The following is a 21,706-nucleotide window of genomic DNA, read 5'->3' as shown; positions in this document are numbered from 1 at the left end:
CGTCGATCCGCCTGTGTTCAGCGCCGTCAGAACCCCGGCGCCAACAATCAGAAATGGTGGCACTTTGTGTCCCTGTTTTCCCCTACAGACGTAGGACAAATCCATAGGCTTAAATCCCGCTCCAGATCGTGCTCAAGGAGAAATGACGGCGTGGGTGGTTTTTGCATAGACGGCAGACGATTCAGTGAAGGTTCTGAACCAGGGATGACAAGGATATGAATCTGACCGGCAGTATTCGCAATATGGAAAACCCGCATTTCTACTGGCAACTGGGTGAGCTGATTGCAAGCACGGGCAATGATCACTTTGCCACGAACATGTTCCAGTTGGTCGACACGCTGGTGCCGGTCAACCGGCTGGATCTCAGCGAGTGGACGCTGGATGAGCGACAGGCCAGCGTGGTCGAGATCAAACCGTTGGGCAGTGCTGGTCTGACGCAGACCTGTGCACCGGCCGATCCGTTGGAAAGCCCCGACGATCATCCGCTGTTGCAGAAGATGATCGAGATGAACGACTCGCTGCTGATTCAACTGAAAGCCTCGCTCCAGCCTCGCCACCCGCAACACAGCGCCCATCAATGCAATCTGGTCTCGCGCACCTCCAACCGGCGTTGCGTCATTTCGTTTTACCGACCGCACACCCAGCGGGTGTTTTCCCTGCCTGAGCTGTCGTTTCTCAAGCGCCTGTCCGACACCTTGCTGCCGCTGATCGAACGCCATGCGCAGATCAGTCGGCAAATCCTCGCCCGGCAACCGCGCCAACCCTTGGCCGAACTGGATCAGGCGCCGCTGGCGCAGGTGTTCGATGAGCGGCTGGCGATCAGCGACATCGCCCTGTCGGTGCGCGAGAAAGAAGTCTGCCTCGGTTTGTTGACCGGCGGCACCGTGCCGCAAATGGCCGAAAAGCTGCGGGTCAAGAACAGTTCGATCGAGACGTACCTGAAACGCGCCACGGCCAAACTCGGGGTCAGTGGTCGCCATGGTCTGGCGAAATGGATGGCCGGGGCCTGAGCACAACGCTCTTTACATGCATGAGGCAGTTCGATGTTGACGTTGCGACTTTCCCTGCTGTCCATCGCGGTGCTGATGGGCGGTTGTTCATTGATTCCCGAGTATCAGCGCCCCGCTTCACCCACCGCTGCGCAGTATCCGACAGCGACACAGGCTGCAACGAGCAGCGAGGACTGGCGCACGCTGTTCACTGATCCGGCGTTGCAGCAACTGATCGAAAGCGCGCTGGTCAACAACCGCGACCTGCGCGTGGCGGCATTGAATGTCGAAGCGTTCCAGGCGCAATACCGCATTCAGCGCGCCGACCTGCTGCCGGCGGTGTCGGTCAATGCCAATGAGCTGCGCCAGCGTATGCCGCCGAGCGTGACCCAAGGCAAAGCATTGATCAATTCGACGTACTCGGTCAACCTCGGCATCAGCGCCTATGAGCTGGATTTCTTCGGCCGCGTGCGCAGCCTCAGTGAGCAGGCGTTGCAGACCTGGCTCTCGACTGAAGAGGCACGGCGCAGTGCCGAGCTGAGTCTGGTGGCCAACGTTGCCAACGCCTACCTGACCTGGCGCGCCGATCAGGAGCTGCTAGTTCTCACTCGCGAGACCCTCGCCGCCGATGAACAGAGCCTGCACCTGACCACGCGCAACCGTGAAGCCGGCAAATCGTCGGCGCTGGAACAGGCGCAAGCGAAGACCAGCGTCGACAGCTCACGGGCCAATCTGGCGCGCTATCAGCGTCAGGTCGCTCAGGACCTGAACAGCCTGACCTTGCTGGTTGGCGCACCGGTGCCCGAAGCCCTGCCCGCCCGACCACTGGCCAGCGATCTGGTGCAACAACTGCCGGCCGGGCTGCCATCGGATCTGCTGCAACGGCGTCCGGACATTCTTCAAGCGGAGTACAAACTGAAAGCGGCCAACGCCAATATCGGCGCAGCGCGCGCGGCGTTTTTCCCCAGCGTCAGCCTGACGGCGAATGCCGGCACCTCCAGTCGAGACCTTTCCGGCTTGTTCGGCGCAGGTTCCGGGGCCTGGACCTTTCAGCCGCAGATCAGCCTGCCGATTTTCAATGCCGGCAGCCTGCGCGCGAGTCTGGATTATTCAAAGTTGCAGAAAGATGTGGCGGTGGCCGAATACGAAAAATCGATTCAAACCGCGTTTCAGGAAGTCGCCGACGGCCTCGCCGCGCGCAGCACCTATCAGCAACAATTGCAGGCGCAGCGCGATCTGGTCGCGGCCACCCAGACTTACTACAACCTGGCGCAGAACCGTTATCAGAATGGCGTCGACAGCAGCCTGACATTCCTCGATGCGCAGCGTTCGCTGTTCAGTTCGCAGCAAGGCCTGATCACTGATCGCCTCGCGCAACTGGTCGCCGAGGTCAATCTGTACACCGCGCTGGGCGGCGGCTGGAGCGTTGAAGAGTCGCGCGTGCAGTGAGGCTGCCGTCACTTTTTCTTACACCTTTTGTCGCTCGATCCTGCACCGTGCGGCGATCCGTGGCCGGCCTCTGCCCTCAGTTTGGTATCATGCGCCGCTTTTACGGTTAACCCCCCGCCAGTCCTGCTGACTGACGGGCTGCAAAAGGCGGTATTAGATGACGGCTTTGTTGACTCGCCGCAAGGTGCTTGCGGGAATGGGCGTGCTCGGGCTAGGCCTGCTCGCCGGCTGCGACACCCGCGGCCAACTGTCGTACAAGTACGGCAAGGATCTGAGTAACAAGATCATGGGGCGCACCTTCAAACTGAAGAACACCGATGGCGAAACCATGACGCTGTCGAGCTTTCGCGGCATGATGCCGATGGTCTTCTTCGGCTTTACCCAGTGCCCGGCAGTCTGCCCGACCACTCTGGCCCGCGCGGCAAAAATCAAGAAGCTGATGGGCGCCGATGGCGATCGTTTGCAGGTGATTTTCATCAGCCTCGATCCCGAACGCGACACGCCGGAAATCCTCGACGCCTACATGAAGGCGTTCGACCCGACCTTCGTTGCGCTGTACGGCACGCTTGAGGAAACCGCGGCCACCGCCAAGGAATTCGACGTGTTCTACGAGAAAGTCCCGGCCGGCGACACGTACACCATCTCGCACACCGCCACCAGTTACGTTTACGACTCCAACGGCGGCTTGCGCCTGGGTCTGTCCACCTCGCTTTCGGCAGAACAATGCACGGAAGATTTGCTTACTGTTATGGAGGTTTGCTGATGCAACCTGTTTTGAACCACATCAAACGCGCCGTACTCGCTCTGTCCCTGCTTGGCCTGGCCTCGCAGGTCTCGGCGCAGACCAAAGTCGACGATGCCTGGGTCCGTGCCACCGTGCCGACCCAGTCCGCCAGCGGCGCGTTCATGACCCTCACCGCCGACAGCGACAGCAAGTTGCTCAGCGTCGCCACATCCGTGGCCAAAATCGTGCAGATCCACGAAATGACCATGAACGGCGATGTAATGAAAATGGGCGAAGTGAAATCAGTCGACCTGCCGGCCGGCAAAGCCGTCAAGCTTGATCCGAACGGCTACCACGTGATGCTGATGGGCCTGACCGCTCAGTTGAAGGAAGGCGAAACAGTGCCGTTGACCCTGACCGTGGAAAACGCCAAGGGCGAGAAAGAAACCATCGAAGTCAAAGCGCCGGTTCGCGCGCTGACCAACATGGAAGGTCACGATCACAGCAAAATGCACTGATCTGACTGAGCGGCAATAAAAAGGGGCGGCCTGATCGATGATCAGGCCGCCCCTTTTTTGTTTTTGATGTGTGCCGAATTAACGCTTGCGGGCCAATGCCCTGCGCACACTTTCCCGTGACATCCGCGAGCCGGAACGGGGCACGGCTTCAACGACGGTTGCCTTGGCCAACTGTTCCTTGCGCTTTTCCACCTCACGCCACTGGTAACCGAGATATCCGCCTGCCGCCACAATCCCCAGCCAACCGAACACCGAACTGACGAAGAACCACAGCCCGAGGGTGATCCATACGTTTTTCGAGGTGAATAACTTCAAGCTGTCATCGACAGGCAGCGGTTCCTCCGGTTCAACCGCTGCCTTTGTCACCGGCATTCTATGCACCCCGTCCAGATCAATGCGCCAAGCGAAGTCCGCCCCGGCCACCGGAATGTCTAGCTGATTGCCTTCAGCACGATGCACCCGAATTTCGCCATCGACGACCGACGTGGAGCTGAAACTGATCTGGGCTTCGTAGTGAATCTCGCCGTTGACCTGGGTCACGACCGTTCGTTTTTGGTCAATGGGGGTGTCGCGCATGTCGATTCCTTGAGCGTTCCACGTCGGACGACGTGCGAAGGGATAATCCGTTGGAGTCGAATGCTACTGAGTGGTTATTACGCTGTCCAGAAAGCGTGCCCCTTAGCTGCAGACCTAGGCGAAAATCCTCCGGCATGAGTCTGCTCGAGGCTACCAGCCTTGATGGAAAGCGTGCTTTACATCGGATAAATCTTCGGCGACCATGTAAAGGGTCTTTTACATAGGAAGTAAAGAATGAACCGGTACTACCTCGAACTGGGTGCAGCGTTAATCATCTACATGCTGGTCCTGACAGCCTCATTGATTGCCTCGCAATACCTGATGGACGCCCCCATCGTGCTGCGCTCGGCCGTCGCACTGACGCCGGTCATTCCGGCGGGACTGATGTGCTGGGCCATTGTGCGCAATATGCGACGCATGGACGAAATGCATCTGCGCATCCAGTTCGAAGCGCTGGGCTTCGCCTTCGCCGCCTCGGCACTGTTGACCTTCAGCTACGGTTTTCTGGAAAACGTCGGCGCTTCGCACATTCCGTGGACGTGTGTGTGGCCGGTGATGGGGCTGATGTGGATTGTCGGCCTGCAAATTGCGCGACGCCGCTACCAATGAAAAACCGCCTCAAGGAATTGCGCGCCGAGCGCAAATGGTCGCAGGTCGATCTGGCCGAACGCCTGCACGTGTCGCGCCAGACCATCAACGCCATCGAAAACGAACGCTACGACCCGAGCCTGCCACTGGCCTTTCAGATTGCCCGGGCGTTCGAGATGCCGATTGAAAGCATTTTTGATGATGGCGAACCTTGAATGAAAAAAGGGGCAACACACGTTGCCCCCTGTTGTATCAACTCCCCGCGCCACCATGCGCCTCTTCAAAGAAATAATCCTTCCAGCTATCCGCCTTGTTCTTCAATACACCCAGCTCCTGCAACTTCTCGGCATAGATAAAGGTGCGCTGCGGCACCACAGTGAAATCGATTTCCGGGTCTTTGACGATTTGCTCGACCAAGGCCAGCGGCAACTTCGACTGTTCGACACGAATGTACGCCTGAGCCGCCGCCGGCTTATCAGCCTTGATGATTTTCTCGGCCTCGGCCAACGCGTCGTAGAACGCCTTGTAGGTTTTCGGGTTTTCGTCGTGGAATTTTTCCGTGGTGTACAGCACGTTGAATGTCGCCTGACCGCCGAGCACATCATAAGAGCTCAGCACTTTGTGCACGTTGGGATTCTGCAACGCCTGGTACTGGAACGGCGGGCTGGAGAAGTGCGAGTTGATTTCCGAGCCGCCGGCGATCAGCGCGGCCGTTGCGTCGGGGTGCGGCAGGCTGACTGAGATGTCGTCGAATTTCTTGTATTGGGCGTCGCCGAATTCCTTGGCGGTTTCGATCTGCAAGGTGCGCGACTGGAAGCCCACGCCGGCGGCAGGCACGGCAATCCGGTCCTTGTCGGTGAAGTCCTTGAGAGTCTTGATGTTCGGGTTATTGGTCAACAAATAGTTGGGCATCGAGCCCAGTGCGGCGATGGCTTTGACGTTCTGTTTGCCTTTGGTGCGATCCCATACGGTGAGCATCGGCGGCACGCCTGCCGAGACCACATCGAGCGAACCGGTCAGCAGCGCTTCGTTCATCGCGGTGGCGCCAGAAATGCTGTTCCAGTCGACCTTGATGTCGAGGCCCTGCGCTTTACCGTGTTTTTCGATGAGGTTCTGGTCGCGCACCACATCGAGAATCAGGTAACCGATGCCGAATTGCTGGGCAATGCTGATCTTGCCCTCAGCTTGAGCGCCGGTGCTGAACAACGCACTCGCGGCCAGGGAAGCGGCCAACAGAGTCAGTGCGGAACGTTTGAACGGTGTGGCCATGACAACCTCGCAGCAGGGGGTGGTTTGCTGAAAGGCCTGACTTTATAGATATAAAAAATAGAAATTAAATATCTTTATTGCATATCGATAGCACGGGTTGTTGAGCGAAGGGAAGCTGCGATCTTTTGATTCCGGGTTTCGATAACAAGATCAAAAGATCGCAGTGTGCCGCAACTCCTACATTGGAATTCGGTGGCGGCTCGCCTGCTTAAACAGCCTGAAACAATAAATCCACCAGCCTCAATATCGTCGATTGCCATGCCACGCGAGGGCCGGTCAGGCCCGCCACCACTCCATCACCTTCAGAGGACACCGCACCAACACATCAGCTAAGCGTTTAAAAGGGCGATCAGACAGCCCACCCTTGGTATCATCGCGCACACTTTTATGACGATTTAATGGCTGGAAGGTCTTTTTTGTGAGCGCTCTTTTTAACCGGTTGCGGCAGCCGCATGCCCGCCTCTTTTCGCTGATCTTTCTCGTGCTGATTGTGCCGGTGTGCCTGCGTGCGGCACTCGGCTGGTCGGCACCGTTGAGCTATTTGTCGGACCTGGCCATTGGCAGTCTGTTGGTGGTTTTGCTGCATCGCCGGGCGTGGTGGCTGGCTTTGCCGGTGCTGGTGTTCTGGGGCTTGCTGGCCGTGGCGACGGCTGAACTGGTCAGCGCCGTCGGGCGTCTGCCGACGCCTTCGGATATTCATTACCTGATCGACCCGCAGTTCGTCGAGAACTCCACCGGTGGCGGGCTGGCGCACCCTGCGCTGGGTATCACTTTGCTGCTGGCCTTGGTGTTCTGGCTGCTGACCCAATTTGCTGGCCGTGGCATGCCGCGCCCGTCACTGCCCCGCGCAGTCTGGAGCGCGCCGCTGGTATTGTTCGCCGCGCACTGGGGTGCGCAGAATCTGTGGCCGAGCGAAGCGGATCCATGGCGCCAGTACAACCTGCCGCACCAGTTGCTGGCCAGCGAGGCCGCTGACCTGCAGATTCAGGCCGAGGAATGGCTGGACGGTGATGTCGAAGAACCCGCGCCGGCCATGGCCGGGCTCACCGACGTCGACCTCAATGGGCAGAAACTGTTGGCCGCACCGGGGCAAGCGCGCAACGTACTGATCATCGCCCTGGAAGGCATTCCCGGCGCCTACATCCGCGCCAACCGCGAGGCGATTGGCAGCCACTATCAGGAAGACCTGATGCCCAACCTCAGCCGCTGGGCGGAGCGCGGCATGAACACCCCGGATTACGTGCTGCATACCCACCAGACCATTCGCGGTCTGTACGCGATGCTCTGCGGCGATTACGACAAGCTCAACAACGGCACGCCCAAAGGCGTGGAGATGCTCACCCTCAACGAGCGCAATCAGGCCTGCCTGCCGGCGCAACTGCGTGAACACGGTTTCAGCACGCACTATCTGCAAGGTGCCGGGCTGCGTTTCATGGCCAAAGACAAGATCATGCCGCACATCGGTTTCGATGCGACTCATGGTCTGGAATGGTTCAGCAACAGCAACTATCTGGAGTTCCCGTGGGGCAAGGATGACAAGGCGTTTTTCGAAGGTGCGCTGGACTATGTCGGCCAACTGAAAAAGCAGAAAAAACCGTGGATGCTGACATTGCTGACCGTCGGCACCCACCAACCCTACTCCGCACCCGAGGAATATCTGGAGCGCTACGAAACGCCGAAACAGGCCGCCGTCGGTTATCTCGACGATGCGCTGGAACAGTTTCTCAACGGCCTCGAACGCCAGGGCGTTCTGAAAGACACGCTGGTGGTGATCACCTCGGACGAATCCCACGGCATCGACGGCGTGCGCCTGGCCTCTTCGTGGGGCTTCAATCTGACCCTGGCGCCGGAGCAGGAACACCTGCCACGACTGAACAAAGGCGTCTACGGTCACGTCGATCTGAGCACCTCGATTCTCGATTACTTCGACTTGCCGGTGCCTTCCGCCCTGAGCGGTCGCTCACTGTTTCGCGACTACGACAGCGGCCGCGAAATCATGTCATTCACCAACGGCAAGCTGCGCTATCACAACGGTCAGGGGATCTTCTCCGAGTGCGACATGCCGCGTCGCTGCCGCTACTACGAAAGCGCCGGGTTCATCGCCGAAAGTGCCACCTATAAAGGCAACTACAGCGGCCATCCGGCCCGGCAGATCGCTGCCCGCGCCAATGCCCTCGATCTGTCGTTGCTGCGCACACCGCTCAATCACCGCTATCAATTCGGCAGCACCAACGTCATCCCGCTGCAAGCGCAGATCAAGGATGACTGGGCCGATAACCTGATCGGCGCGCAATACCTGGAAATGCCCAAAGGCTCGCACACCCGCGTGCGCCTGACCGTGCGTTCAGTCGATCCGCAGCAGGCGGCGTACATTCAGCTCAAGGCCAAGGAGTTTGAACAGGACGTGCAGATCGGTCTGCCACAGGAGATGGTGGCAACCGCCGACCAGCCACTGGAAATGAACTTCAGCTTCGACAACCCGCAAGAGCGCAAAGCGTTTTCCTTCCATTTGCTGGGGTATGGATTGGGTGCGGTTGAAGTGACGGATTTCAGTGTGATCACTGAATTGCCGGGGCAAGAGGATATTCTCGACGACGTGCCGGATGACGACACGGCCCAATCCACCTGACCAAGATTCTATACGGGCGAGCGCGCAGTAAAAGGTTCTGACTATCAATGTCCAATAGTCGGCCTATTAGCTGACTTGCCCAGTCGGGTCTAGCCTTACTAGTCCGAAGTCGGCACGAGCCGGCCGTAGCAGACCTGATAAGGACCCGAACATGGCAAACGAATCGAAATGCCCGTTCAACCACGCCGCCGGTGGTGGTACGACGAACCGTGACTGGTGGCCGAATCAACTCAACCTGAAAATTCTGAGTCAGCACTCGCCCAAGTCCGATCCGTTGAGCAAGGACTTCGACTACGCCAAAGCCTTCAAAAGCCTGGATTTTCAGGCACTGAAACAAGACCTCACGGCACTGATGACCGACTCCCAGGACTGGTGGCCGGCCGACTTCGGCCATTACGGCCCCCTCTTCATCCGCATGGCCTGGCACAGCGCCGGCACCTATCGCACCGCCGATGGCCGTGGTGGCGCCGGCTCTGGTCAGCAACGTTTCGCGCCGCTGAACAGTTGGCCGGACAACGTCAGTCTCGACAAGGCCCGGCGCCTGCTGTGGCCAATCAAGCAGAAATATGGCCGCAACATTTCCTGGGCCGACCTGATTGTTCTCACCGGTAACGTCGCGCTGGAATCCATGGGTTTCAAGACCTTCGGTTTCTCCGGTGGCCGTCCCGATGTGTGGGAACCGGACGAAGACGTCTATTGGGGTTCGGAACACGAATGGCTGGGCGGCGACAGCCGTTACGGCAAGAGCAAGGAACCCATGCAGGAACCGGGTGACGGCACGCTGGTTGCCGAGCCGGATCTGCACGGCAAAGAAGAGAGCCGCACCGATCAGGGCGAACGCAATCTGGAAAACCCGCTCGCCGCCGTGCAAATGGGCCTGATCTACGTGAACCCTGAAGGCCCGGAAGGCAACCCGGATCCGGTCGCTTCAGCCCACGATATCCGCGAAACCTTTGGCCGCATGGCCATGAACGATGAAGAAACCGTGGCATTGATCGCTGGCGGTCACGCCTTTGGTAAAACCCACGGCGCCGGCCCTGCCGATAACGTCGGGCCAGAACCGGAAGCGGCCGGCCTCGAAGAACAGGGCCTCGGCTGGCGCAACGCGTTCGGCACCGGCAAGGGTGGCGACACCATCACCAGTGGCCTGGAAGTCACCTGGACCACCACGCCGACAAAATGGAGCAACAACTACCTGGAGAACCTGTTCGGCTTCGAGTGGGAATTGACCAAGAGCCCGGCAGGTGCGCATCAGTGGATTCCGAAAAACGGCGCCGGTGCCGGCACCGTTCCCCACGCCCATGATCCGAACAAGAAGCTCTCGCCAACCATGCTCACCTCCGACCTGGCGCTGCGTTTCGACCCGGCCTACGAGCAGATCTCCCGGCGTTTCCTCGCCAACCCGGATCAATTGGCCGACGCCTTCGCCCGCGCCTGGTACAAACTGATCCACCGCGACATGGGCCCGCTCTCACGCTACCTTGGCCCGGAACTGCCGAACGAAGAACTGCTGTGGCAGGATCCTATTCCTGAGGTCACTCACCCGTTGATCGACGACAGCGACGCAGCTGCGCTGAAAGGCAAAATCCTCGCGTCGGGTTTGTCGGTGTCGCAACTGGTCTCGACCACATGGGCGGCCGTATCGACGTTCCGTGGTTCAGACAAGCGCGGCGGCGCCAACGGTGGTCGTCTGCGTCTGGCACCGCAGAAGTTCTGGCAGGCCAACCAGCCTGAGCAACTGGCCAAAGTGCTGCAAACCCTTGAGGGCATTCAGGGCGAGTTCAATGGCGGCGCCGCTGGCAAGAAAGTCTCGCTGGCGGACCTGATCGTATTGGCGGGTAATGCCGGGGTCGAACAAGCGGCGAAAAACGCCGGCCATTCGGTCACGGTGCCGTTCACGCCGGGACGCACGGATGCCTCGCAAGAGCAAACCGACGTTGATTCCTTTGGCTTCCTTGAGCCGATTGCCGATGGCTTTCGCAACTACAGCAAAGGCAAATACACCGTCTCGGCCGAGGCGCTGCTGATCGACAAGGCGCAATTGCTGACCCTCACCGCGCCGGAAATGACTGTGTTGCTGGGTGGTTTGCGGGTGCTGAATACCAACGTCGGGCAGACCCGGCATGGCGTATTCACCTCGCAGACCGAGGCGCTGACCAATGACTTCTTCACTAACCTGCTGGACATGGGTGTGGAGTGGAAGCCGACTTCAAGGGATGCGGATGAGTTCGAGGGGCGCGACCGTAAAACCGGCAGCGTGAAGTGGACGGCGACGCGGGTGGATCTGGTGTTTGGTTCCAACGCGCAATTAAGGGCGTTGGCTGAGGTGTATGCCAGTTCGGATGCCAAGGAGCAGTTTGTTAAGGACTTTGTGGCGGCCTGGACGAAGGTCACCAACCTGGATCGTTTCGACCTGAAGTAACTTTCAGTCAATAAAAACGCCGCATTGATTAATGCGGCGTTTTTTTGTGCGTACGGTTTGGATTTTATGGTGATGCGTAAATCCTACCCCCTCACCCCAGCCCTCTCCCCCAGAGGGCGAGGGGGAAAGGGAGCCGATCTTCGTGCTTTTCAAGTCCTGAGTTCGACTCCTGACTTTCAGGTCGGCGTGACTCAACCATCCACCTCGGTCAGTCCCCTCTCCCACTGGGAGAGGGTTAGGGTGAGGGGCTTTTGATCTGTTTCAGAATCTGAGTTCGACTCCGGACTTTCAGGTCGGTGTAACTCAAACATCCACCTCGGTCAGTCCCCTCTCCCACTGGGAGAGGGTTAGGGTGAGGGGCTTTTGATCTGTTTCAGAATCTGAGTTCGACTCCGGATTTTCAGGTCGGTGTAACTCAAACATCCACCTCGGTCAGTCCCCTCTCCCACTGGGAGAGGGTTAGGGTGAGGGCCGATCCACCGTTGGAACACCGACTCCAACACACCATCAAGCCAGACTTTTGCTCACCACCTCATACACATCACTCGACAACTGCCCCGACGCCCGAATCCGCTCCAGCTCGCCTTTCATCAAGGCCTGACGCGCATCGTCATATTTACGCCAGCGAGTCAGCGGCGCCAGTTGCCGCGATGCAATCTGCGGGTTAAAGCCGTTCAGCTCGATCACCAGATCCGCGAGGAAGCGATAACCCGAGCCATCGGCCGCATGGAAGTTGATCAGGTTCTGCCCGGCAAACGCGCCGACCAGCGCGCGCACCTTGTTTGGGTTCTTGATGTTGAACGCCGGGTGCTGCATCAACGCTTTCACCCGCTCCAGACCTCCCGGCAAGGTGCTGCCGGCCTGCACGCTGAACCACTGATCCATGACCAGCGGGTTGTCCTTGAAGTGCTCGGCGAAACTGGCCAGTGCCAGCGCTTTCTGCTCTTCGAACGGCGAGTTGACCAACACCGCCAGCGCGGTCAGGCGTTCGGTCATGTTGTCGGCGCTTTCGAATTGCTCCAGCGCCGCTGCCAGTACTTCCGGCTTGCCGCTGAGCATCAGGTACGACAGCGCAATGTTCTGTAGCGCGCGACGGGCAAAGTGCTCGGCTTCAGCCACGTACGGGGTTTGCTTCGACAGGTCACGGTTGGCCTGATAACGCAGCCACAGCGCCTCGAACAAACCTTCGGCCAATTGCTTGCGCGCGAACTCACGGGCGATATGGATCGCATCGACATCAGCCACTTCGCTGATTTCAGTGAGGTACGCCTCACCCGGCAGCGAGAGCATTTCGGCGACCATCGCTTGATCCAGCGATTCGTCCGACAGCACCGTGCGCAGCGCCGACACCAGACGCGGATCAAGCTTCAGGCTCTCGCCCTTCTGCTGCTGGCCAATCAGTTCTTGCAGCACTTGCACCGACAGTTGCTGACCGGCATCCCAGCGGTTGAAACCGTCGCTGTCGTGCTGCATCAGGAACATCAACTGATCGCGGTTGTACGGGAAGCTCAGTTTCACCGGCGCCGAGAAGCCGCGCAGCAGCGATGGCAGCGGTTGTTCGGCGATGTCGACGAAGGTAAAAGTCTGCTCGGCCTCGGTCACCGAGATCACGCGGGTGGTGCCTTGCGCTGCGGCTTCACCGCTCAGACGCAGGGCAATCTCGTTGCCTTGGCTGTCCAGCAGGCCCAACTCGACCGGAATCACGAACGGCAGTTTTTCAACTTTGTCCGGGGTTTCCGGGCAGCTCTGGCGGAAGGTCAGGCTGTAGGTTTTTGCGGCAGCGTCGTACGACTCGCTCACCGCCAGACGTGGCGTGCCAGCCTGGCTGTACCAGCGTTTAAACTGGGTCAGGTCGACGCCGTTGGCATCTTCCATGGCTTTGATGAAGTCATCGCAGGTCACGGCTTGGCCGTCATGGCGATCGAAGTACAGATCGCTGCCCTTACGGAAGCCTTCGGCACCCAGCAAGGTATGGATCATGCCAACCACTTCCGAGCCCTTTTCGTACACGGTCAGGGTGTAGAAGTTGGAGATTTCGATGAAGCTGTCCGGGCGCACGGCGTGAGCCATGGGACCTGCATCTTCGGCGAACTGGTGAGTCCGCAGGTACGCCACATCCTGAATACGCTTGACCGTGGCCGAGTTCATGTCGGCGGAGAAGCCGGAATCACGGAACACGGTGAAGCCTTCCTTCAGCGACAGCTGGAACCAGTCGCGGCAGGTCACGCGGTTGCCCGACCAGTTGTGGAAGTATTCGTGGGCGACAATCGCTTCAACGCGCTGATGCGCGGCATCCGTGGCGGTTTCGGCGCGAGCGAGCACGGCGCTGGAGTTGAAGATGTTGAGGCCCTTGTTCTCCATCGCGCCCATGTTGAAGTCGTTGACCGCGACGATCATGAAGATGTCCAGATCGTACTCGCGACCGTAAACCTCTTCGTCCCAGCGCATCGACTTCTTCAGGCTGGTCATCGCGTGCTGGCACTTGTCGATGTTTTCCGGCTCGACGTAGATGCGCAGCGCGACATCGCGGTTGGTCATGGTGGTGAAGCTGTCTTCAACGCACCACAAGTCACCGGCCACCAGCGCGAACAGGTACGCCGGTTTCATGAACGGGTCTTCCCAGGTTGCCCAGTGCCGGCCGTCTTCGCCCGGGCCCGAGGCAATCGGGTTGCCGTTGGAGAGCAGCACCGGATAGCTGTGCTGTTCGGCGACCACGGTGGTGGTGAACTTGCTCATCACGTCCGGGCGGTCGAGGTAGTAAGTGATCTTGCGGAAACCTTCGGCTTCGCACTGGGTGCAGAACATCGTGCCGGACTTGTACAGGCCTTCCAGCGCGGTGTTGGTTTCCGGGTGGATCTTGACGCTGGTGTCGACCGTGAAGGTTTCGCTGGTCGGCTGCAGCGTGAGGTGGTTTTCGGACAACTGATAGTCAGCGGCACCCAGCTCTTGATCGGCCAGCGTCACCGAGAGCAGTTCCAGTTGCTGGCCGTCGAGCACCAGCGGCGGCAGGCCCGGGCCACGCGCCGGGTTGCGGCGCATGACCAACTGCGCGTGCACCAGGCTGTGATCCTCGAACAACTCGAAGGTCAGGTGTGTTTCATCGATCAGGTACTCGGGCGCCTGATAGTCCTTCAGGTAAATCATCTTCGGTTGTTCGGTGCGCATGCTGGAGTCCTTATTGATGCACGGCGAGCTGATAGGCCGTGTACTTGCGAATATTGATCACGCCGGTATCGAAGATCAGGTACTGGCCCTTGATCCCCAACAACGTGCCTTCGGCAATCGGGTTCTTGTCCAGGTTGAAGCTGACGATTTTCGCCGGGTATTGCTCGACCGGATAGCGGATTTCGAGAGGTTCTACATCGGCAATCGTCTGAATAGCCTGTAGGCCGAATCGCTCCTGCAAACCTTGCAGGCCTTCGGCGCAGCTTTCGAATAACTGGTCACGTACCTGCGCCAGATCGACCGCTGCCGCGTCGCCCTTGAGCAGCGCGCGCCAGTTGGTTTTATCCGCGACCTGACTGCGGAACAGGTCTTCGACGAAGCCCGACTGCTGCCGCGTCGACACGCGCATGATTGGCAATGCCTGGCACGCACCCTGATCGATCCAGCGAGTCGGCAGTTGCGTAGCACGAGTGATGCCAACCTTGATGCCCGACGAATTGGACAGGTAAACCACATGATCGGTCATGCAGAACTGCTCGCCCCACGCAGGGTCGCGACAGGTGCCGGCGTCATAGTGGCAACGCTCCGGGCTCATGATGCACAGGTCGCACTGCGCCAGTTTGGTCATGCACGGATAGCAGTAACCCTGGCTGAAACTGGTTTTGGTCTTGCGCCCGCAATGGGTGCAGTGGATCGCCCCCAGGTACTCCAGACGCACCGTGCTGCCGATCAACGGGTTGACCGGAATCTCGACGTCATCCAGACGAAACGCGTATTGCACATTCGGCCCGTCCAGGCGCGCCGACATTTTGCTGATTGCACCGCGGCCAATCTCGATCAATGGATGGCATCCGACTTGAACAGGATGTTCGGCACTTCGATCGATTTCGACGCACATTCCTGCGGGCCCATGTAACCGGTGCGCTGGTCTTCAGGCAGGTTCTGGATTTCCCAGGCGATCATCGCCTGCAACGACAGCTCGCGCTGCTCGGCGGTGAGTTTGCCACCGTCCGACCACTTGCCGATTTCCACGGCCAGCTTCAGGCTCTCGTAGATGTCCGGGGTAATGTTGTTGATCATGTCGTTAAAAGAGGACATCAGGGTCTCCGTGCTCTTTATCTACAGAAAATTTTAGGCGGCCAGTTTACGGCGGTTATACAAACCACCCAACAAACCGGTGAAGCATCCGATGAGTAACCCGCCGACGTGGGCGGCATTGGCGATTTCGCCGAAACCGATCATCGAGATCAGCCCGGACATGCACACCAGCAACCACACCAGCATCATCACCAGCACGCCACGCGGCAGACGATAGGCCGGGTTCGGCGCCAGCAGCTGGAAGATCCAGCAATGCCCGAGCAAGCCGTAAAGTACGCCGGACAGCCCGCCAAACAAGGTCGCGCCGCTCCAGACAAACTGCGCGTAGTTGGAAACGAGGCTGAACAGCAGCGTCAGGCCGATCAGGTTAATGCTGCCTTGGCGCGACTCGATACGCCGCCCCAGTTCCCAGTACCACATGCCGTTCATGGCCAGGTGGAGGATGCCGAAGTGGATCAGCATCGGCGTGACCAGCCGCCACCACTGCCCCGCCGCCAGACTGTCGGCCAACGGTGTGAAATGGATGTACTCGCCGACTACCTGAAAATCGAGGAAAGTCAGCCAGCGCAGGGTTTGCAGGTTCTCACCGAGGTACGTCAGTCCGCCAACGATCAGGCACAACAACAGGATGAACCCGGTGGCCTTGGCGTACTTCAGTTGCTCGGCAAAGCTCGGACGCTTGAAAGTCTGCGCAACGGGAATGTCCAGCGTTTGCTCAGGATCCCCCGCCGGGAAGCGTTCGTACAAGGAGCGCACGTCTTCGCTGATTTCCGCCGGCGCCCACAACACTTGCTCGCCCGCCTCCTCGCTGACGCGATGCGGGACCTGCATGCGTTGCAGCAGTTTGACGAAACCGCTCAAGTCCACCGCCAACGGCAGACGCAATACCGCTACCGCACTCATTGCAGCACCTCCGGCCGCTCGACATCGACCCAGACAAATTTATGCGGATCCAGACGTGTTTCCTGATCCAGACGATAGGCGACCAGTTTGCCGTAGAGCACCGCGCTGTAATCCAAGCACGCGAGGTTCGGGCGGATCGGCGCCGGTTTGCCGCTGCGCCAGTAGTGGCCGACGAAGAGCAACGGCTCGTCGACGCCGTAGCGCAGCAAATTGTTTTTTTCACTGGAGGTCAGCGGCTTCTGCGCCACCGGATCTGGCAGAGCATCAGGCTGGAAAACGATATCGCCGTAGGTTTTCGGATCGTCTTCCCAGAACTTGGTGCGGAAGAACGAGCGCACCAGACCATCGCCGCTGGTCATGGTCAGGCCATCCGGCAGGCGCATGTCGGTGCCGCGCAGCAGACGGTCGAACACGGTGCAGGCGAAGCTATCCGGCACGGCCGAGGCCTGCAGGAAGTGTTCATCGATGCAGCCATTGGGGAACAGCGCGCGCAGCGGTTCGATCAGGCCGGCATCCCAACAGGCATGCACAACCCGGAAGCGTCCGGCGTCGACAAACAGCGGCAGCTCATAGAACCAGCGCTGGAAATCATGCCAGTCGCCGGGATGATCTTCGAACTGGGTCAGGGTTTCGTGCAGCAGGCGTGCGTGGCGCGGCGTGTGTTCGCGCACGAACTGCTTGCCGCTGCCCGGTAGCGCCGGCGTGCTCCAGCCCAGAGCATTGAATTCGTGGTTGCCCATGATGCACAAGGCCTGACCGGCCTCGACCATATCGTGGACGATGTGCAGCGCCTCGCGAATGCGCGGGCCACGGTCGATGATGTCGCCGACGAACACGGCCATGCGCGATGGATGCCGCCAGACCCCGCCCTGCTTGTGGTAACCGAGTCGGTCAAGCAAGTGTTCGAGGGTCAGGGCGCATCCGTGCACGTCACCGATCAGGTCATAACTGCGCGCGGGATCGAGCATCAGTCGCCTCCACCACCCAGCTTGCTGCCCCAGCCAAGTTTGGTCCGGCAGACTTCGTAGTAGTTGTGATCGAGCGGATGAATCAGCCGCAGCTTCTGTGCTTTCTTGCTGACGGTGATGGTATCGCCCGGCGCGCAGGTGAAATGGTTCTGCCCGTCACAGGAGACTTGCGGGTAAATCTGCATGTTTTTCGACACGACGATTTTCAGCTCACTGTTGCCATCGACCACAATTGGCCGGCTCGACAACATATGGGGGTACATCGGCACGATCACAATGGCATCGAGCTTGGGATGCATGATCGGTCCGCCGGCTGACAGTGCGTACGCGGTGGAACCGGTTGGCGTTGCAACGATCAGGCCGTCGGCCTTCTGGCTGCAGACAAACTGGCCGTCGATGTACAACTCGAACTCGATCATCCGCGTCGATTTGCCCGGGTGCAGCACCACGTCGTTGAGCGCATCGCCCTGACCGATCGCCTCAGCGTGGCGACGAACTTCGGCTTGCAGCAGGAAGCGGTTTTCCACCAGATAGTGGCCGTCGAGCACCTTGGCGACTTCGACTTCCAGCTCGTCCGGGCGAATATCGGTGAGGAACCCGAGGCTGCCACGGTTGATCCCCAGCACCGGAATATTGTGTTTGGCCAGCGCCCGCGCGGCGCCGAGCAGGCTGCCGTCACCGCCGACGACGATGACCATGTCGCAGACTTCGCCGAGCATCTTGCGCGACGAAGTTTGCAGGCCGTGGCCCGGCAGGACTTCGGCGATGGTGTCTTCGAGGATCACATGCAGGTGACGATCGAGCAGAAACCGTTTCAGTCGGCGGACGGTATCCAGCACCTGGGAACTGCCCAGGCGACCGATGATGCCGATATTACGAAATTGCTCCATGGGACCTCTGCGGACAATCGAAAACGCGAAAAGCACGATTATGGGCGAAAGCCTGCGATAGACAAAATCCTTTCAGCCTCAAGGGTGTGCTCGTGTTTGCGGCTATGCTCGCAAGATGATCCTATTTCCTGACTTGCTGCAGTTGCCCCACCAATTACGCCACCCGGAAGTGCGTGATCTGGCGTGGGTGATCCTCGCCCCGCCGATGCTCGCCACCACACCGTGGCCGCAGCGTCATCCGCTGGCGGGCAGCGACTGGGTGCAGGATCCAGAAGGACTGGAGCACTGGTTGCGTCAGCTCGACCGCGACAGCTATGGCTTGCTGCATTGGCTGTCGCAGGCTCGTACACGGCGTCTGGGCTTGTATTACGAGCGCTTGTGGCAATTTGCAGTTCAGCATGCGCCAGGGATCGAACTGATTGCCGCCAACCTGCCGATCCGCCGCGAGGGCCACACCCTCGGCGAACTGGACATGCTGCTGCGTGACCGCGATGGCGTGCATCACCTGGAACTGGCGATCAAGCTCTACCTCGGCCCGCAGAATGGCGACGGTCGTGATCCGGCGCAGTGGCTGGGGCCGGGTTGTCACGATCGGCTGGACCGCAAACTGGCGCATCTGGCCGAGCACCAACTGCCAATCTCCGCGCGCCCGGAAAGCCGTGAAGTGCTGGCGGCGCTGGATATCGAGGTGTTCAGCGCGCAACTGTGGCTGGGCGGTTATTTGTTGTATCCGTGGCCCGGACAGGCTGAATCACCGAGCGGCGCACATCCGCAGCATTTGCGCGGTAGCTGGTTGCATCAGAAGGATTGGCCGGCGTTCGTCGCACAACGTCCGGCGGGACGCTGGCAACCCCTGCCCCGGCATGCCTGGCTGGCGCCGGCGCATTACCCGGCGGATCAGACGTGGACTTTGGAGCATTTACGGATGTGGCTGGAGGATCTTGAGCCGCTGGCACCGGCACAGCTGATGGTGCGCCTGACCGAGAATGCGCGGGGGGAATGGGAGGAGGCAGAGCGCTTGTTTCTGGTATCGGATCTTTGGCCGAATGTCCCCGGCCAGGCCTGATTTTCTTGTGTCGCCTGTACCGGCCCTATCGCTGGCAAGCCAGCTCCCACAGGTTTTGTGGTGTGGCCCAGATAGTGAACACACCACAAAGCTAATGGGAGCTGGCTTTGTGGAGTGGCTCAGGTAGTGAGCACACCACAAAGTTAATAGGAGCTGGCTTTGTGGTGTGACTCAGGTAGTGAGCACACCACAAAGTTAATAGGAGCTGGCTTTGTGGTGTGACTCAGGTAGTGAGCACACAGAAGATCCCTGTGGGAGCTGGCTTGCCAGCGATTGCGGCCGACTCGGTCTAAATGGACAGCCGCACAGCCAAAGCCGCCAACGTCACCAACAACACCGGCAGCGTCAACACAATCCCGACCCGGAAGTAATAGCCCCAGCCAATGTGAATGCCCTTGCGCTCCAGCACATGCAGCCACAACAACGTGGCCAGACTGCCAATCGGGGTAATCTTCGGCCCCAGATCACTGCCAATCACGTTGGCGTAAATCATCGCCTCCTTGATCACCCCGCTCGCCTGACTCGCATCGATCGACAACAAACCAATCAACACCGTCGGCAAGTTATTCATGATCGACGACAGCAACGCCGTCAGCACACCGGTGCCCATCGCCGCGCCCCACACGCCATGACCGGCGAAAACATCCAGCCAACCGGCCAGATACCCGGTCAGCCCGGCATTGCGCAGGCCATACACCACCAGATACATGCCCAACGAGAAAATCACGATCTGCCACGGCGCTTCTTTCATCACCTTGCGCGTGGAAATCTTGTGGCCACGGGCGGCAATGCCCAACAACAGCGCGGCGCACACGGCGGAAATCGCACTGATCGGAATACCCAGCGGCTCCAGCGCAAAGCAACCGATCAGCAGAATCACCAACACCGCCCAACCAGCGTAGAACGTGGCTTTGTCGTGAATCGCGGTGTCGGGATGTTCGAGTTGCTCAGGGTCGTACGACGCTGGAATGTCGCGACGGAAAAACCACAGCAACATACCCAGCGTTGCCGCGACGCTGACGAAGTTCACCGGCACCATCACCGCTGCGTAGCGGTTGAAGCCGATGTGAAAGAAGTCCGCCGAAACAATGTTGACCAGGTTCGATACCACCAGCGGCAGGCTCGCCGTGTCAGCAATAAAACCTGCGCCCATGACAAAGGCCAGGGTCGCGGCCGGAGAAAAGCGCAGTGCCAGCAACATCGAAATCACGATCGGTGTGAGGATCAGCGCCGCACCGTCATTGGCGAACAACGCCGACACCAACGCGCCGAGCAGCACCATAAAGGCAAACAGCTTGCGCCCACTGCCCCGCCCCCAGCGCGCCACGTGCAATGCAGCCCAATTGAAAAAACCGGCTTCGTCGAGCAGCAGGCTGATGATGATCAGCGCGACAAAAGTACCGGTGGCGTTCCAGATGATCTGCCACACCAGCGGAATGTCGCTGAGGTGGACGACGCCGAAGATCAGCGCCAACACGGCGCCAAGCGTCGCACTCCAGCCGACGCCGAGGCCTTTGGGTTGCCAGATGACAAGGGTAATGGTCAGCAGGAAAATCAGTGACGCAGCGAGCATCCGCAACAGCCTTCAAAGAGTGAGGTAAAAAGGCCACGACGAGTGCCGAGCCAGAAAGATAACCTGTGGGAGCGAGCCTGCTCGCGAAAGCGCACGGTCAGTCGCCATTGATGCAACGGCGGACGACGCCTTCGCGAGCAGGCTCGCTCCCACAGGGGATTCGGTGAAGTTACTTCTTGTGTTGCTCTACGAATTGACCGTAGGCATTGATAAAACTTTGCAGAAAAGGTTTCACCGATTCGCTCAACTTGCCCGCCTCATCAAACGCCGAACCCGCGCCACCCAGATACGCTTCCGGCTGCTGCATGCACGGCACATTGAGAAACACGAACGACTGGCGCAGATGCTGGTTCGCGCCGAAACCACCGATGGCGCCGGGCGATACACTGATCACCGCCCCCGGCTTGCCACTCCAGACAGCTTTGCCATAAGGCCGCGAACCGACGTCAATGGCGTTCTTCAACGGCGCCGGCACCGAACGGTTGTATTCAGGCGTGACAAACAGCACCGCGTCGGATGAACCCACTTTTTCCCGGAAAGTGCTGTAGGCTGCCGGCGGTGAATCACCGTCGATGTCTTCGTTATAAAGTGGCAGATCGCCAATTTCGACAATCTCAAGCTTGAGATTCGCCGGGGCCAGCTCAGCCAGTGCCAGGGCGACTTTGCGATTGATCGATGCTTTGCGCAGGCTACCGACCACTACGGCGACGTTGTAGACATTGCTCATGGAAGACTCTCGATTGTCCGTGGGAGGAGCGAGTAGTTATAGATGATCCGGTGACGATTCCACCAGCACCCGAGGTAAATTCCCGCGTGTTGATTATTTTTTTCCTGTAGGAAAACTTACAGGCCTTGATGGCGGTCTACCAAGCCGCAAAT

At 59.3% G+C, this 21,706-nt stretch carries 19 protein-coding genes; 9 read left to right on the top strand and 10 right to left on the bottom strand.

What is annotated here, in order from left to right; genetic code table 11:
• Positions 1–215: 215 nt before the first annotated feature.
• From M5G26_RS12795 to M5G26_RS12780, 4 genes are all read left to right on the top strand, one after another.
• Positions 216–1,010 carry a helix-turn-helix transcriptional regulator gene (locus tag M5G26_RS12795; protein ID WP_134178132.1) on the top strand — a complete coding sequence of 265 codons (795 nt, stop codon included), beginning with the start codon at positions 216–218 and terminating at the stop codon, positions 1,008–1,010.
• Positions 1,011–1,043: 33 nt separating this feature from the next.
• Positions 1,044–2,438 (top strand): efflux transporter outer membrane subunit, encoded by a 1,395-nt coding sequence (locus M5G26_RS12790; protein WP_273915563.1) that lies wholly within the window; start codon positions 1,044–1,046, stop codon positions 2,436–2,438.
• Between the two features lie 157 nt (positions 2,439–2,595).
• Positions 2,596–3,201, top strand: a complete 606-nt coding sequence (locus M5G26_RS12785) for an SCO family protein (protein WP_008079652.1) — start codon at positions 2,596–2,598, stop codon at positions 3,199–3,201.
• The gene (locus M5G26_RS12780; protein WP_150694932.1) at positions 3,201–3,680 is read left to right on the top strand and encodes a copper chaperone PCu(A)C; all 480 of its coding nucleotides are present in this window, start codon (positions 3,201–3,203) and stop codon (positions 3,678–3,680) included. Before M5G26_RS12785 ends, M5G26_RS12780 begins: the two co-directional genes overlap by 1 nt.
• A gap of 78 nt (positions 3,681–3,758) precedes the next feature.
• Here the strand turns inward: M5G26_RS12780 and M5G26_RS12775 are convergent, their stop codons facing one another.
• On the bottom strand, positions 3,759–4,256 hold the full coding sequence (locus tag M5G26_RS12775) for a hypothetical protein (protein WP_150694931.1): 498 nt from the start codon (positions 4,254–4,256) through the stop codon (positions 3,759–3,761).
• Positions 4,257–4,490: 234 nt separating this feature from the next.
• Between M5G26_RS12775 and M5G26_RS12770 the strand changes: the two genes are divergently transcribed.
• Together M5G26_RS12770 and M5G26_RS12765 are read left to right on the top strand one after the other, a co-directional pair.
• On the top strand, positions 4,491–4,865 hold the full coding sequence (locus M5G26_RS12770; RefSeq protein ID WP_273915562.1) for a hypothetical protein: 375 nt from the start codon (positions 4,491–4,493) through the stop codon (positions 4,863–4,865).
• A complete protein-coding gene (locus tag M5G26_RS12765) occupies positions 4,862–5,059 on the top strand; it encodes a helix-turn-helix transcriptional regulator (protein WP_150694930.1) in 198 nt (65 codons plus the stop codon). The genes M5G26_RS12770 and M5G26_RS12765 overlap by 4 nt, the downstream gene beginning before the upstream one ends.
• A 37-nt stretch (positions 5,060–5,096) precedes the next feature.
• Here M5G26_RS12765 and M5G26_RS12760 read toward each other — a convergent pair whose 3' ends face one another.
• Positions 5,097–6,113, bottom strand: a complete 1,017-nt coding sequence (locus M5G26_RS12760) for an ABC transporter substrate-binding protein (protein ID WP_038365959.1) — start codon at positions 6,111–6,113, stop codon at positions 5,097–5,099.
• A gap of 418 nt (positions 6,114–6,531) precedes the next feature.
• Here M5G26_RS12760 and M5G26_RS12755 point away from each other — a divergent pair, with 418 nt between their 5' ends.
• Together M5G26_RS12755 and katG are read left to right on the top strand one after the other, a co-directional pair.
• The gene (locus M5G26_RS12755; RefSeq protein WP_273915560.1) at positions 6,532–8,742 is read left to right on the top strand and encodes an LTA synthase family protein; all 2,211 of its coding nucleotides are present in this window, start codon (positions 6,532–6,534) and stop codon (positions 8,740–8,742) included.
• 151 nt (positions 8,743–8,893) lie between these two features.
• On the top strand, positions 8,894–11,164 hold the full coding sequence (katG, locus tag M5G26_RS12750; protein ID WP_273915558.1) for a catalase/peroxidase HPI: 2,271 nt from the start codon (positions 8,894–8,896) through the stop codon (positions 11,162–11,164).
• 507 nt (positions 11,165–11,671) lie between these two features.
• On the opposite strand, the gene pepN is transcribed toward katG, so the two are convergent.
• From pepN to M5G26_RS12720, 6 genes are read right to left on the bottom strand one after another with little or no spacing between them, the layout of a single operon-like run.
• Entirely contained in the window at positions 11,672–14,329 is a 2,658-nt protein-coding gene (pepN, locus tag M5G26_RS12745; RefSeq protein WP_273915557.1) for an aminopeptidase N, read from the bottom strand.
• 10 nt (positions 14,330–14,339) lie between these two features.
• Complete coding sequence (locus M5G26_RS12740) at positions 14,340–15,170, bottom strand: DUF2797 domain-containing protein (protein ID WP_273915556.1); 831 nt, start codon at positions 15,168–15,170, stop codon at positions 14,340–14,342.
• Positions 15,167–15,427 (bottom strand): YeaC family protein, encoded by a 261-nt coding sequence (locus M5G26_RS12735; protein WP_007919229.1) that lies wholly within the window; start codon positions 15,425–15,427, stop codon positions 15,167–15,169. Before M5G26_RS12735 ends, M5G26_RS12740 begins: the two co-directional genes overlap by 4 nt.
• A gap of 33 nt (positions 15,428–15,460) precedes the next feature.
• Complete coding sequence (locus M5G26_RS12730; protein ID WP_134178147.1) at positions 15,461–16,330, bottom strand: rhomboid family intramembrane serine protease; 870 nt, start codon at positions 16,328–16,330, stop codon at positions 15,461–15,463.
• Positions 16,327–17,298 carry a metallophosphoesterase gene (locus tag M5G26_RS12725; RefSeq protein ID WP_007919225.1) on the bottom strand — a complete coding sequence of 324 codons (972 nt, stop codon included), beginning with the start codon at positions 17,296–17,298 and terminating at the stop codon, positions 16,327–16,329. Before M5G26_RS12725 ends, M5G26_RS12730 begins: the two co-directional genes overlap by 4 nt.
• A complete protein-coding gene (locus tag M5G26_RS12720; protein ID WP_003224174.1) occupies positions 17,298–18,188 on the bottom strand; it encodes an NAD(+) kinase in 891 nt (296 codons plus the stop codon). The genes M5G26_RS12725 and M5G26_RS12720 overlap by 1 nt, the downstream gene beginning before the upstream one ends.
• Positions 18,189–18,303: 115 nt before the next feature.
• On the opposite strand from M5G26_RS12720, the gene M5G26_RS12715 reads away from it, so the two are divergent.
• Positions 18,304–19,254, top strand: coding sequence for a DUF1853 family protein (locus M5G26_RS12715; RefSeq protein ID WP_273915555.1), 951 nt, complete (start codon positions 18,304–18,306; stop codon positions 19,252–19,254).
• 289 nt (positions 19,255–19,543) lie between these two features.
• On the opposite strand, the gene M5G26_RS12710 is transcribed toward M5G26_RS12715, so the two are convergent.
• Positions 19,544–20,827 (bottom strand): arsenic transporter, encoded by a 1,284-nt coding sequence (locus tag M5G26_RS12710; RefSeq protein WP_273915553.1) that lies wholly within the window; start codon positions 20,825–20,827, stop codon positions 19,544–19,546.
• A gap of 169 nt (positions 20,828–20,996) precedes the next feature.
• Positions 20,997–21,554, bottom strand: a complete 558-nt coding sequence (locus tag M5G26_RS12705) for an NADPH-dependent FMN reductase (RefSeq protein ID WP_007910565.1) — start codon at positions 21,552–21,554, stop codon at positions 20,997–20,999.
• Positions 21,555–21,706: the final 152 nt, after the last annotated feature.

Source organism: Pseudomonas sp. TNT2022 ID642, from assembly GCF_028656995.1.
Lineage (GTDB): Bacteria > Pseudomonadota > Gammaproteobacteria > Pseudomonadales > Pseudomonadaceae > Aquipseudomonas.
This window is presented reverse-complemented; position numbering and strand designations above follow the sequence as displayed.